This window comes from Lichenibacterium dinghuense, from assembly GCF_021730615.1.
Lineage (GTDB): Bacteria > Pseudomonadota > Alphaproteobacteria > Rhizobiales > Beijerinckiaceae > Lichenihabitans > Lichenihabitans dinghuensis.
In genome coordinates, this window is sequence record NZ_JAJLMN010000001.1 from 2,959,125 (window position 1) to 2,972,404 (window position 13,280).

Genomic DNA, 13,280 nt, shown 5'->3' on the forward strand with positions numbered 1-13,280 from the left:
CAGCTCCATTGATCGGGGGAGCGCGCTCATCTCTCAGTCGTCGGCATCCGAGACAATCATCCGACGATGTCGGATGGATAGCTGGGTCTGAGCTGGCCGACGTTCACCTGTGATGGGTGATGCGGTCAAAAGCGCGCATCCTTCAGGTGCAGATAGCTGTTCGCCTGTGCATCGCTCTCGGGTTCCTGAGAGACATCGAAGGTGTAGACCACGGCTCCGACGTTGTCCGTCGCCTGGATAACGAGACCGTCCCCGGCGCCGTCCGCCGAGGCGAGGTCGGCGAGAATGCTCATTGTGAGCCGGATGCCCGCTGGCAGCGCGTTGCCGCGGCTGGGCAAGTCCAGGGTGCCGACGTGCTCGCGCTCGCCACTCGCGACGAGGTGGAAGTGAAACAGAGGCATGGCGCTGTTCCGTGAGACGGGAGAGCGCGATCCTCTCTCAGGCGCCAGAATCCGAGAAAAGCCGCTGGCGATGCGCTGAGATGGGCAGGCGTAAGGGGGTGCCGTCCTTCTCATTTGACACAGGGTCGCCGATGGTACGCGACCGTACCGACCCAAGACCGGTCGCCCGCCACACTACCCTTCCCTGCGAAGCGGGGGAGGGGGACCGGCCGAAGGCTGGTGGATGGGGCGCGGCCGGGCGATAGTCTCCTCCCAGCGTTCACGTCCCCGAGTCCCCCATGCCCGGCGCCATCCTCGTCATCGACCAAGGCACGACCTCGACCCGCGCCATCGCGTTCGGGCCGGACGCCACGCCGGTGGCCTCCGCGCAGGAGGAGTTCCCGCAGGGCTTCCCGCGCCCCGGCTGGGTCGAGCACGACCCGAAGGACCTCCTGCGCACCTCGATCTCCACGGCCCGCATCGCCATGGCGCGGGCCGAGGAGGCCGGCTTCTCCGTGGCGGCGCTCGGCATCGCCAACCAGCGCGAGACCGCGCTGGTGTGGGACCGGCGCACCGGCGCCGCGATCCACCCCGCGATCGTGTGGCAGGACCGGCGCACCGCGAGCGCCTGCGCGGACCTCAAGCGGGACGGCGCGGAGAAGCTCGTGCAGGAGCGCGCCGGCCTGCTGCTCGACCCCTACTTCTCGGCCACCAAGGTCGGCTGGATCCTCGACCACGTCGATGGTGCGCGGGCGCGGGCGGAGCGCGGCGAGCTCGCCTTCGGCACGGTCGACACCTTCCTGCTGTGGCACCTCACGGGCGGCCGGGTGCACGCCACCGACGCCACCAACGCGTCCCGCACGGCGCTCCACGACATCCGCCGCGGCGCCTGGGACGCGGAGCTGTGCCGCCTGTTCGGCGTGCCGGAGGCGATGCTGCCCGAGGTGATGGACTGCGCGGCCGAGTTCGGCGCCACCGAGGCGCGCCACTTCGGCCGATCCCTGCCGGTGCGCGGCATCGCGGGCGACCAGCAGGCGGCGCTGATCGGCCAGGCCTGCTTCGCGCCTGGCATGGTCAAGGCGACCTTCGGCACAGGCGCCTTCGTGCTGCTCAACACCGGCGAGGCGCCCGTGCCCTCGACGCACCGCCTGCTCACCACCGTTGCGTACCAGCTCGGGGGGACGCGCTCCTACGCGCTGGAAGGCTCGATCTTCTCGGCCGGCGCCACCGTGCAATGGCTGCGCGACGGGCTGCACCTCGTGCGCTCGGCGGCCGAGACGGGTGCCCTCGCGGCCGATTCCGATCCCGACCAGCCCGTCTACCTCGTGCCGGCCTTCGTCGGCCTCGGCGCGCCGCACTGGGACGCGGAGGCGCGCGGCACGGTCACGGGGCTGACGCGCGGCTCCGGCCGGCGCGAGATCGCCCGCGCGGCGCTGGAATCCACCGCCTTCCAGACCCGCGACCTCGTCGACGCGATGCGGGCGGACGCCGCCCACGTGTCGGAAGCGGCGGTGATCCGCGCCGACGGCGGCATGAGCGCCAGCGACTACACGATGCAGAGCGTCGCCGACATGATCGACGCGCCGGTGGACCGGCCGGCGGTGCTGGAAACCACGGCGCTCGGCGCCGCCTACCTCGCGGGCCTGCAATCGGGTTTCTACCCCGCGCCGGACGAGTTCGCGCGCCTGTGGAAGCTGGAGCGCCGGTTCGAGCCCACCATGGCGGCGGACAAGCGCGACGCCAAGCTCGCCGGCTGGCGCGACGCGGTGGCGCGGACCATTCTGAGGCCTTGAGGGGCGGCGGACGGGCGCGATGGGCGTGTTCTTCGACAGGGCGGGCCTGCTGGCCGCCTTCGACGCGTTGGGCGCCGCGGCGCGCGACCACGGCACGCGCCTCGAACTCGCGGTCTACGGCGGGGCCGCCCTCATGCTGGCGAGCAACTTCCGCTTCGCGACCGAGGACGTCGACATCGCCGAGATCGGCACGCCCTGGCCGGACTGGCTGAGCGCGGCCGTGAGCGGGATCGCCCGCCGCAACGGCTGGTCCGAGGGCTGGCTCAACGACGCCGTGACGTTCCACCTGAGCCCCCTGGCCGACCGGGCGGCCGACCACGTCGAGTTCGGGTCGTTCCCCCGCTCGGGTCCCGCCGGCCTCACCGTCACCGTCCCGAAGGCCGAGTACCTCTTGAGCCTCAAACTCAAGGCGGCCCGGATCGCAGACCCTTACAAGGGCCCGCAGGACAGCGCCGACATCCTCAACCTCATGCGCGTCGTCGGCGTGGATGCCGAAGGCGCGATGGAGGTCCTGGGCCGCTACTTCCCGCGCAGCGCGGCCGACGGGGCGAAGCAGCGCTTCCTGCTGAAGCGCCTGATGGGAGAGCGGCAGGAGGACGGCGATGCGCCCATCTACCCTCGCTGAAGCGTGCCGGCGCATCCGAGCCGGACAGCCGTTCGACAAGGCCATCGGCGACTTCCTCCAAGCCTTCTACGCCGAACCTTCGCCCGCTGCCCGCTCGGCCATGCTGGCCGAGGAGCCGCCGCGCTTCGATGACCCACGGCTCGACGCCCTGATCGGGGGCACCGCCGAGTACCTGTTCAAGCGCCACGCGCCCGACAGTCCCCCGCCCTGGATCGGCGATCCCTCGCGCACCCTCGACCTGCCGTTCTTCCCCAATGTCGGCGACGACCCCGGCCTGCGCGAGTACCTCACCTTCGCCAGCCCGGCCGAGTTCAAGAGCCGCAACGTTATGGTGGACGACGAGCCGCTCCGCCGCGCCAACACGCCCCGGCCGTGAAGGTCCGGTTCCGCTGCGACCCGGCCCTCCTCGGCCACATCCCGCCGCCCGTGCCGGCCCGCGCCGCGCTGCCGGACTGGCTGCGCGCCATGCCGGGCACCGCCGCCTCCGAGCTGCACGGCGGCCCGGTGCGGACGGTGAAGCACTGCCCGCCCTTCGTGGACGCCATGGCGCACGGCTTCGTGATCCCGCTGCCCTGCGACGTGCGGGCCGCGGGCGGGCGCCTGTCCTGGGACTGGGACTTGCCCACGCCCTCGCTCCCGGCGCATCCGCGCTCGCCGCTGTCGTTCCACCCGCCCGCCCAGGTCGCGGGCTCGCCCTTCCACCGGCCGGACTGCGCGGTGGTGAAGTTCAACAGCTTCTGGACGGTGGAGCTGCCGCCCGGCTGGTCGCTCTTCGCCGCCCACCCGGCCAACCGCGAGGACCTGCCGTTCCGGCTCCTCACCGGCCTCGTCGACGCCGACCGCTTCTCCGCCGTCGGCATCCTGTTCCCGGCCGTGTGGAAGGACCCGGGCTTCGAGGGGGTGCTGCCGCGCGGCACGCCCGTCGCCCAGTGCTTTCCGGTGCCGCGCGAGGCGCTGGAGCTCGACACCGGCCCGCTCGACCCCGCCGGGGCCGACGCCTACGAGGGCACAGCCCGCGCGCTGCTGTCCGCGCCCGGCCACTACCGCCGCCGCCACAGGGCGCGGCGGGGGCGGTCAGGCGCGGTCGAGCGCGCGACGCAGGGCGCCGAGGTCGAGCCATAGCTCGCCGATGGACTCCGTCGTGAGCGCCTGGGCGGCGCGGGCGAAGCCGTCGGGCCGGAGCCGCGCGGCGCGCCCGTAGGCCTCGCGCGCGCCGTCGAGGTCGCCCTGCGCCTGGCGCACGGTGCCGAGGTTCAGCGCCGCCTCGGCGAGGCCGGGGTCGAGCTGCAGCGCCGCCGCGTAGGCCGCGGCCGCCCCGGCGAGGTCGCCGGCGTCCTGGGCCGCGGCGCCGAGCAGGAAGCGGGCCCGCACCGAGGCGGGGTCGCGCGCCGCCGCTTCCGCGAAGGCGGCGCGGGCCTCCCCGGCGCGGCCGAGCCCCCGCAGCGCGACGCCGGCCCGCAGCGCCACATCCGCGCTCGCGGCCGCCCGCAGGGCGCGCGCGAGGCAGACGGCGGCGGCTTCCGATCGCCCGAGTCCGGCCAGCGCCTCGCCGAGCGCGAGCCAGCCCTCGGCGTCGCCGGCCGGCCGCGCGAGGCAGTCGCGGAGCGCGCCGGAAGCCGCGGGGTCGCCCGCGCGCAGCAGGGCGGCGCAGCGCGCGAAGGGTGCCTCGGGTCGCGCCATGATGCCTCCCCGTCGCCGGATCGCCGGACATCACCGCGATGCCGACGCGTTCGGGCCAGCGTACAGGACACCAGGCTTCGATGCAGGGGGGCATCGCAGCTATCTGACTCGGCGAAGCGCGACGCCTGCCGCTCCCCTCTCCACAAGGGAGAGGGGGAGACCCGCCGCGGCAGGCCTCTGGAAAGGCCTTGGCCGAACGATGCGCGGGCCGCCCCGTGGCGCCCGCCCCTCCGCTGCGGTAGACACCTCGGGACAGACCGGGAACGCGCTCCACCGCATGGCCTACCGCTTCGTCCACGCCGCCGACATCCACCTCGACAGCCCGCTGAAGTCGCTCGCGCTGCGCGACCCCGCGCTGGCCGAGCTGATCGGCAACGCCACGCGGCGCGCCTTCGTGGGCATCGTCGACCTGTGCCTCGACGAGGGGGTGGACGCGCTGATGCTCGGCGGCGACCTCTACGACGGCGACCAGACGTCGATGAAGACCGCCCGCTTCCTCGCCGGCCAGCTCCGCCGCCTCGACGAGGCCGGCATCCGCACCTTCGTGATCCGCGGCAACCACGACGCCCTGTCGCGCATCACCCGCGAGCTGACCTTTCCCGACAGCGTCAAGGTGTTCGGCGGGCGCGCCGAGGCCGTGGCGGTGGAGGGCGCGGGCTTCGACGTTGTGGTGCACGGCCTGAGCTTCCGCGAGCCGCAGGCGGCCGAAAGCCTGCTGCCGAAGTTCCGCAGCCCCACGCCCGGCGCCGTCAACATCGGCATCATGCACACGAGCCTCGGCGGCTCGGAGGGGCACGACGCCTACGCGCCCTGCACGGAGGCGGAGCTGGAGGGGGCCGGCTTCCACTACTGGGCGCTCGGCCACATCCACAAGCGCCGCGTGCTCCAGGCGCGCGGCGGCGCCCCCGCCGTGGTGATGCCCGGCATGCCGCAGGGCCGCGACATCAACGAGAGCGGCGCCAAGGGCGTGTCGCTGGTGACGGTCGGCGATGACCGCGGCGTGACCGTCGAACACCGGCGCACCTCCGTGGCGCAGTTCGAGCGCGTCGCGGTGGACCTCGACGGCGTCGCCGACTGGGGCGGCGTGGCGCGCGCCATCGACGCGGCGCTGGGGCTCGCGCGCGAAGCCGCGCCCTCCGAGCACCTCGTGGCGCGCCTGCGCGTCACCGGCACGACGCCGCTGGCGTGGCGCCTGCGCCGCGAGATCGACCTGCTCAAGGCCGAGGCCGACGAGCGGGCGGCCGCGCTGGGCGCCGTGTCGATCGAGAAGATCGAGGTGGCGAGCCTCGCCCCCGGCCCGGCCGACGGCGCGGCTCCCGGCCTGCCGGGCGACCCGCTGCACGAGCTGCGCCGCCTGATCGACGAGGACGTGCTCGGCTCGAACGGCTTCCGCGCCGAGATGGAGGCCGTGGCGGAGGAGCTGCGCGCGGCCCTGCCGCCCGAGTGCCGCAACATGCTGGGCTCCGACCCGGCGAGCTTCGGCGCGACCCTCGACGCGCTCGTCGCCGAGGGCGCCGACGACGTGCTGGCGCGGCTCGGCGCCGGCCAGGACGACGCGGACTGAGGCCGAACCCATGCGCCTCGCCCGCCTCGACCTCACCCGCTACGGCAAGTTCACCGACCGCGTGCTCGACTTCGGTCCGCGCCGGGACGGCCGGCCGGACCTCCACCTCGTCTACGGCCCCAACGAGGCCGGCAAGTCGACGGCCTTCTCGGCCTTCCTCGATCTGCTGTTCGGCATCGAGACCAAGAGCCGCTACAACTTCGTCCACCCCTACAATACCATGCGGGTCGGCGGCGTCGTCGAGTTCGCCGGCGGCGCGCAGGAGCTGTTCCGGGTGAAGCGCGCCGGCCCGAGCCTGTTCGACGCCGCGAGCCAGCCCCTGTCGGAGGCGCTGGTCGGGGGCGAGCTCGGCGGCATCGACCGCGCGGCCTACCGCACCATGTTCTCGCTCGACGACGAGACGCTGGAAGCCGGCGGCAACTCCATCCTGGCGAGCCGGGGCGACCTCGGCCAGCTCCTGTTCTCGGCCAGCGCGGGCCTCGCCGCGCTCAGCCGCACGCTGGGCGAGCTGCGCCTCGAGGCCGACGGCTTCCACCGCCCGAAGAAGCGCGACACCGCCCTCGCCGAGCTGAAGGCGCGGCTCGCCGACTGCAAGGCGCGCCGCGACGCGCTCGACACCTACGCGGCGCAATACGCGCAGCTCGTCGCGGGGCGCGACCGCGCGGCCGCGGCCTATGCCGAGGGGAGCGCCGCGCTCGCGGCCGCCCGCACCCGCCACGGCGAGGTCGCGCGCCTGCTCGGCGCCCTGCCGCGGCTCGCGGCCCTGCGCGAGGTCCGGCGGGAGATCGCCCCGCTCGACGCCCTCCTGGCCGGCCTGCCCGAGGCGCCGGCCGGCTGGGCCGAGGAGCTGCCGGACCTCGTCCGCCGCGAGGCCGCGCTCGGCGAGCAGCTCCGCGGCTTCGACGCCGAGCTCGCGCGCCTCGCCGCCGAGGCGGAGGCCGTCGCGGAGGATCCCGCGGCGCTGGCGCTGGCGTCGCGGGTCGACCGCATGGCCGACCTCCGCGGGCGCGCCCGCGCCGCCGCGCGCGACCTGCCCGAGCTGCAGGTGAAGCTGCGCGACGCCGACCGCGCCGCGGCCGAGCTCCTGCGCCGCCTCGGCCGCCCCGACGGCGAGGCGCCGGAGCGCGCCGCGATCCCGGCCGCCGCGGGCGGCGCGCTGCGCGGGCTGATCGAGCGGCGCTCCGGCGTCGAGGCCCGCTGCGCCGCGGCCCGGGCCGAGCGCGACGAGGCCCGGCTGCGGCTCGCCGAGGCCGTGGCGGCGCTCGGCGACGCGCCGGCCGACGCCGTCGGCCTCGACCGGCTCGCCGCGGCCGTCGCGGCCTGCCGCGGGGGCGACGGCTCAGCGCGGCTTCGCCTCGCCGAGCGCGCCCTGCCGCGCCTCGCCGACGAGCTGGCGGGACGGCTGCGCGACCTCGCGCCCTGGAGCGGCGACGTCGCGGCGCTGGCCGCGCTGCGCCTGCCCGACATCCCCGCCTTCGAGGCCCTGCAGCGCGCGCGGGCCGAGGCGGACGCGCGGCTCGCCCGCACCGAGGAGGAGGCGGAGCGGCTCCGAACCGAGCGGGACCGGATGCGCGCCGAGGCCGACGCGCTCGGCGAAGTGGCGGGCGTCGTCGGCGACGCCGAGGCCGCGTCGCTCCGGGCCGCGCGCGAGCGCGCCTGGGCGGACCACCGCGCCCGGCTCGACAGCGCGAGCGCGGAGGCCTTCGAGGACGCCCTGCGCCGCGACGACGTCGCGGCCGGCGCGCGCTTCGGACGGGCCGCGGACGTCGCGCGGCTGCACGCGCTGCACCTGTCCCTCGCCACGCTGGAGGTCGACCGGGCCGCAGCCGGGCGGCGCCGCGAGGCCGCGGCGGGCGCGCTCGACGCCGCCGCGGCGGCGATGGCAGAGGCCCTGCGCCCGGTGGAGCCGCCGCTGCCCGACGCGGTGGCGGCGCGCCTCGGCCCCTGGGCGGCGCGCCGCACTGCGGCCCTCGCGGCCGCCTCCGCGCTGCGGGACGCGGAGCGCGACCGCGACGAGGCGGCGGACGACCTCGCCGCGGCGCGCGCCGACGTCGGTGCGGCGCTGGCCGAGGCGGGCGTCGAGCACGATCCCACGGCGCCGCTCGACCGCCTGCTCGCGGCGGCGTCGGCGGCGCTCGACGGCGCGGCGGCGCTGAAGGGGCTGCGGGCGCGGGCCGAGGACCGGCGCCGCGACGCCGCGGCGCGGGACCGCGCGCTCGGCGAGGCCGAGGCTGCCGACGCGGCGTGGCGCGCCGCCTGGGCCGAGGCCTGCGCGGCGGCCGGCCTCGACGGGACGCCCTCGACCGACGCCGCCGGGGAAGTGCTGAAGGCCGCGGCCGAACTCGGGACGCTGCTCGGCGCCCGCGCGGCCCTGGCCGAGCGCGCCGCCGCGGCGATCCGGGACGGCGACGCCTTCGCGGCCGAACTCCGGTCCGTGGCGGATGCGCTGGGCATGGCCCCCGACGGGCCGGAGGCCGGGCTCGACGAGGCCGTGCTGCGCCGGGTCGCGGAAGCGCGGCGGCTAGGCGAGCTGCGGGCCGGCGCGGGACGACGCCTCGGCGAGGCGCGCGAGCGGCACCGGGCGGCGGCCGAGGCGGCCGAGGCGGTCGGGCGGCGCTCCTCCCTCATGTCGGCGCATCTCGGTGTGGACACGCTGGCCGGCGTCGAGACCCGGCTGCGCGCCGCCGCGCGCCGTTCGGAGCTGCGCGGGCAGGCCGAAGCGGCGGCGCGGGAGATCCGCGACGCGCTGCGGACGGACGACCCCCTCGCCGCCGAGGCGGCGCTCGACGGGCTCGACCGCGACGCGCTGGAGGCGGAGCGCGCCGGGCTGGAGCCGCGCCTCGCCGCGCTCGACAGCCAGGCGCGCGAGCTCTACGCGGCCGGCGCCGCGGCTCTGGCCGCCGTCGAGGCTGTGGGGGGCGACGAGGCCGTGGCGCGCATCGAGGCCGAGCGGCGCAACCTGCTCGTCGACGTCGAGGACCAGGCGCGCCGCTACCTCCGGCTCCGCGCCGGCGTGGCGGCCGCCGAGGCGGCGCTGCGCGCCTACCGCGACCGGCACCGCAGCGCCATGATGGGCCGCGCCTCGGACGCGTTCCGCGACATCAGCCGCCACGGCTACCGGGGGCTGGCCACGCAGCCCGAGAAGGACGCCGAGGTGCTGCTCGGGGTGGCGGCCGACGGCGCCACCAAGCTCGCCACCGACATGAGCAAGGGCACGCGGTTCCAGCTCTACCTGGCGCTGCGCATCGCGGGCTACCACGAGTTCGCGCGCACGCGGCGGCCCGTGCCCTTCGTGGCCGACGACATCATGGAGACGTTCGACGACTTCCGCGCCGAGGAGGCGTTCCGGCTCTTCGCCGGCATGGCCGAGGTCGGGCAGGTCATCTACCTGACCCACCACCGCCACCTGATCGACGTCGCCCGCGCGGCCTGCCCGGCTGTGACGGTGCACGACCTCACGGCGGCGTGAGCCGCCGGGCGTCCCGGCGCGGGGCGCCCCTTCCGGCGCGCGCGGGCTGGATCGCGTCGCTGCGCTCGCGATGACGGTGAGGACGTCGTGGAGGACACGGGGCAAGGCTCGGCGGCGCCACCGCTTCGCTTCGACCCCGGCCGCGCGAACGGATGATCCACGGCTCCGCCGTCATCGCGAGCGCAGCGACGCGATCCAGCCGCGGTGAGCCGCCGCGCCCCGACGCGGGGTGCCCCTTCCGGCGCGCGCGGGCTGGATCGCTTCGCTGCGCTCGCGATGACGGTGAGGACGCCGTGGCGGACACGGGGCGAGGCTCGGCGGCGCCACCGCGCCACTCCAACCACCAGCGCCGTCAACGGATGATCCACGGCTCCGCCGTCATCGCGAGCGGAGCGACGCGATCCAGCCGCGGTGAGCCGCCGCGCGTCCCGGCGCGGGGCGTCCCTTCCGGCGCGCGCAGGCTGGATCGCTTCGCTGCGCTCGCGATGACGGTGAGGTCCCCGTGGCGGATACGGGGCGATGCTCGGCGCCGCCGCCGCTCCGCTCCGACTCCGGATCCGCCTACACGATGACGGTGGACGTCACGCGTCCGCGAGCGCGCCGCGGCCCAGGCCGTCGCGGGGCGAGGCCGCCCAGCGGGCCAGCAGCGCCTTGGACGTGGACAGCGCCTGCCCGACCACCTGGTCCATGTTGTAGTAGCGGTAGGTGGCGAGCCGCCCGACGAAGCTGACGTCGTGGCGCTCCCGCGCCAGCGCCTCGTAGCGCTTGAACAGCGCCTGGTTCTCGGGGCGCGGGATCGGGTAGTAGGGGTCGCCTGCCGCGCGCGGGTGCTCGTAGGTCAGCGACGTCTTCGGGTGCTTCTGCCCCGTGAGGTGCTTGTATTCGGTGATGCGGGTGTAGGGCACCGCCTCGTCGGGGTAGTTCACCGTGCCGACCGCCTGGAACCGCTCCTGGTCCAGCGTGACGTGCCGGAACTCCAGACTGCGGTAGGGCAGCCGGCCGAAGCGGTGGTCGAAGAACTCGTCGACCGCGCCGGTGAACACCACGTGGTCGAACACGCCGTCCGCCATGACGTCGCGGTATTCCACGCCGGTCTCGACCTCGATGCGCTCGTGGTCGAGCATGCGCTCGAACATGCGCGTGTAGCCGTCGCGCGGCATGGCCTGGAACGCGTCGGTGAAGTAGCGGTCGTCCGTGTCGGTGCGGGCCGGCACGCGGGCCGCCACCGACTTGTCGAGGTCGGACGGGTCCATGCCCCACTGCTTGCGGGTGTAGCCCCGGAAGAAGGTCTCGTAGAGGTCGCGGCCGACGCCGGCCACCACGACGTCCTCCGAGGTCCTGACGGGCGACACGGGCTCGGCCACAGAGGCGAGGTAGGCCGCGGCCTCCGCGTCGGATTTGAGGTCGAGGCCGTAGAGCGCGTTCAGCGTCGTGCGGTTGATCGGCATCGGCACCTCCCGGCCGCGCACGCGGGCCAGCACGCGGTGCTCGTAGGGGCGCCAGGCGGTGAAGTGCGACAGGTAGTCGAACACCGCCGCGGAATTGGTGTGGAAGATGTGCGGGCCGTAGCGGTGGATCAGCACGCCGGCCGCGTCGAGGTGGTCGTAGGCGTTGCCGGCGACGTGGGGGCGACGATCGATCACCAGCACGCGCTTGTTGCCCTCGGCGGCGAGCCGCTCGGCCATGACGGAGCCGGCGAAGCCCGCGCCCACCACCAGCACGTCGGCCGCGCGGGCGCCGCGGTCGAGCGCCGGCAGGGCGATGCCGGCCGGCGGCGCCACCCTGCGGCGGGCCGCGGCGGCGTCGACGATGCGCGCCATGGCGTCGAAGGTCGCGTCCCAGGACTTCGAGGCGAGCAGGGCCTCGACCTCGGCGGCGTAGCGCTCCGGCTCCGCGGCGAGCGCCAGCGCGGCTTCACACGCGGCGACGAAGCCCTCGGCGGTGTCGGCGATGCGGACGGATTCGAGGCCGGAATAGTGCCGCACCACGTCGGCCACGGCGGTGGACACGACCACCCGGCCGCCGGCGAGGTATTCGGGCGTCTTGGTGGGCGAGATGAAGCGCGTCGCCTCGTTGATGGCGAAGGGCATCAGCGCCGCGCCCCAGCCGCCGAGGTAGCGCGGCAGCTCGTCGTAGGACGCCGGCCCGATCCAGTGGATGTTGGCGCGCCGCGGCAGGGCGGCGGGGTCGAGCTTGGCCAGGGGGCCGACCATGACGACGTGCCAGTCCGGCCGCGCCGCGGCCAGGGCGTCGACCAGCCCGAGGTCCATGCGCTCGTCGATCACGCCGTAGAAGCCGAGCCGCGGATGCGGGATGGCGCGCTGGAGGGCCGGCTCCTCGCCGCCCGCGCGGGCGGCCGCGAAGTGGGCGGCGTCGACGCTCGACGGGAAGGGGTGGATGTTGCCGTGGAGGTGGCGCTTGGCCTCGTAGATGGCGTGGCCGCCGGTGAAGACCGCGTCGGCGCGGGCGATCAGCGCGGCTTCGAGCCGCGGCAGCTCGGGATCGGCGAACTTGAAGCCCGACAGCTCGTCCATGCAGTCGTAGACCACGGTCGCGTGCCCGACGTGCGACGCGAAGTCGAACATCATCGGCGTGTAGAACCACAGCACGGGGGAGCGCGCGCCGCGCTCGGCGAGCAGGCGGTCCAGCATGGAGCGCAGGGCCGCGCGCTTGTCGGCGGCCGGCAGGTGCCAGGACAGGTGGGGCGTGGCCACCACCACGCCGCTGCGCTCGTCGGTGCGGCTGACGAGGCGCGGGGCGCCCTCGTCTGTCCACACCGGCTCCTCGAACACCACCACGGGGCCGCGCCGCGCGAAGCGCGTCATCAGGTGCTGCGGGCGCTGGAACACGAAGTCCCACCGCAGATGGCTGAAGCAGACGACGAGATCCTTCTGGAAAGCCGAGACCGGGGGCGTGGCGCCTGACGGGATGCGGGGATCGGAGAAGGAATCCAACGGGCTGCCTTGATCTGACGGGAGGGACGGTCGCGCGCGTGTGACGCCAACGGGCGGGTCGAAGACCCCGTTCCGCCGCTTGGGTGCGGCGCAACATCCCGGACGTCGGACATTTCCGCAATGCCCGACTTCGCCCGCCCGCGCGAATCCCGCCCCGTGCCGCGCGGTCCGATGCCGCGCCGCCGGTCCCGCCCTACAGGTCGAGCACGATCGGCTCGACGCCGAGGTCGGCCAGCACGGCGCGGAACTCGGCCCGCGTCAGCGACACCGTGGCGGTGTTGCGCAGCGGGTGGGCGGTGACGCGCTCGGCGTCCCACAGCGCCCGCTCGACGGCGAAGCGCACCGCCTTGGCATCGTCCTTCACGAGGCTCAGGAAGCCCACGGAGCCGGGCTCCGTGCCGAGGTGCTCCATCAGCCGCTCGGGGCTGGCGAAGGACAGGCGCTTGGCGCCGAGCAGCGGGGCCAGCGCCTTCATGTCGGCGCGGGTGCCCGTCCGCAGCGTCACGAGGTAGAGGCGCGGGCCGTCCTTGAGGAACAGGTTCTTGGTGTGCTCGCCGGGCAGGCCGGCCCAGTGCGGCAGGGCTTCCTCGACGGTGTGGACCGGCGGGTGCTCGACGCGCGCGGGGTCGAGGCCGAGCCGGCCGAACAGCGCCGCGATGGCCGGATCGTCCGCGCCTGTGTCCGCCATGTCCGCCCCCTCCAACGCCGTCCCGGCGCCGAGTAGCCGGGCCGCGGCCCTGCGTCCAGGCCGGAGGCGCGTCCGCGGGGCCGCTCCGCCGAACGGAACGCGAGCCTGCGGCATTGACCCGGCGCCG

The 13,280-nt window shown here is 75.4% G+C and carries 10 protein-coding genes; 6 read left to right on the forward strand and 4 right to left on the reverse strand.

The genetic code is table 11. From position 1 onward, the window contains the following. Positions 1-125: 125 nt before the first annotated feature. Positions 126-401 carry a DUF6894 family protein gene (locus L7N97_RS14110; RefSeq protein WP_237478985.1) on the reverse strand — a complete coding sequence of 92 codons (276 nt, stop codon included), beginning with the start codon at positions 399-401 and terminating at the stop codon, positions 126-128. A gap of 278 nt (positions 402-679) precedes the next feature. Here L7N97_RS14110 and glpK point away from each other — a divergent pair, with 278 nt between their 5' ends. From glpK to L7N97_RS14130, 4 genes are read left to right on the forward strand one after another with little or no spacing between them, the layout of a single operon-like run. Beyond that, complete coding sequence (gene glpK / locus L7N97_RS14115; RefSeq protein ID WP_237478986.1) at positions 680-2,173, forward strand: glycerol kinase GlpK; 1,494 nt, start codon at positions 680-682, stop codon at positions 2,171-2,173. A 19-nt stretch (positions 2,174-2,192) separates the two neighbouring features. Next, a complete protein-coding gene (locus tag L7N97_RS14120) occupies positions 2,193-2,798 on the forward strand; it encodes a hypothetical protein (RefSeq protein WP_237478987.1) in 606 nt (201 codons plus the stop codon). Beyond that, positions 2,776-3,174, forward strand: a complete 399-nt coding sequence (locus tag L7N97_RS14125; RefSeq protein ID WP_237478988.1) for a hypothetical protein — start codon at positions 2,776-2,778, stop codon at positions 3,172-3,174. Before L7N97_RS14120 ends, L7N97_RS14125 begins: the two co-directional genes overlap by 23 nt. Then, the gene (locus L7N97_RS14130; protein WP_237478989.1) at positions 3,171-3,920 is read left to right on the forward strand and encodes a hypothetical protein; all 750 of its coding nucleotides are present in this window, start codon (positions 3,171-3,173) and stop codon (positions 3,918-3,920) included. The genes L7N97_RS14125 and L7N97_RS14130 overlap by 4 nt, the downstream gene beginning before the upstream one ends. On the opposite strand, the gene L7N97_RS14135 is transcribed toward L7N97_RS14130, so the two are convergent. Continuing rightward, positions 3,873-4,478, reverse strand: a complete 606-nt coding sequence (locus tag L7N97_RS14135; RefSeq protein WP_237478990.1) for a tetratricopeptide repeat protein — start codon at positions 4,476-4,478, stop codon at positions 3,873-3,875. The genes L7N97_RS14130 and L7N97_RS14135 overlap by 48 nt on opposite strands. 277 nt (positions 4,479-4,755) lie before the next feature. Between L7N97_RS14135 and L7N97_RS14140 the strand changes: the two genes are divergently transcribed. Both L7N97_RS14140 and L7N97_RS14145 read left to right on the forward strand, forming a co-directional pair. Next, on the forward strand, positions 4,756-6,042 hold the full coding sequence (locus tag L7N97_RS14140) for a metallophosphoesterase family protein (protein WP_237478991.1): 1,287 nt from the start codon (positions 4,756-4,758) through the stop codon (positions 6,040-6,042). Between the two features lie 10 nt (positions 6,043-6,052). Continuing rightward, entirely contained in the window at positions 6,053-9,511 is a 3,459-nt protein-coding gene (locus L7N97_RS14145; protein ID WP_237478992.1) for a YhaN family protein, read from the forward strand. 581 nt (positions 9,512-10,092) lie between these two features. On the opposite strand, the gene glf is transcribed toward L7N97_RS14145, so the two are convergent. Further along, complete coding sequence (glf, locus tag L7N97_RS14150; protein WP_237482239.1) at positions 10,093-12,336, reverse strand: UDP-galactopyranose mutase; 2,244 nt, start codon at positions 12,334-12,336, stop codon at positions 10,093-10,095. Positions 12,337-12,658: 322 nt separating this feature from the next. Next, on the reverse strand, positions 12,659-13,153 hold the full coding sequence (locus tag L7N97_RS14155; RefSeq protein WP_237478993.1) for a prolyl-tRNA synthetase associated domain-containing protein: 495 nt from the start codon (positions 13,151-13,153) through the stop codon (positions 12,659-12,661). Positions 13,154-13,280 lie beyond the last annotated feature (127 nt).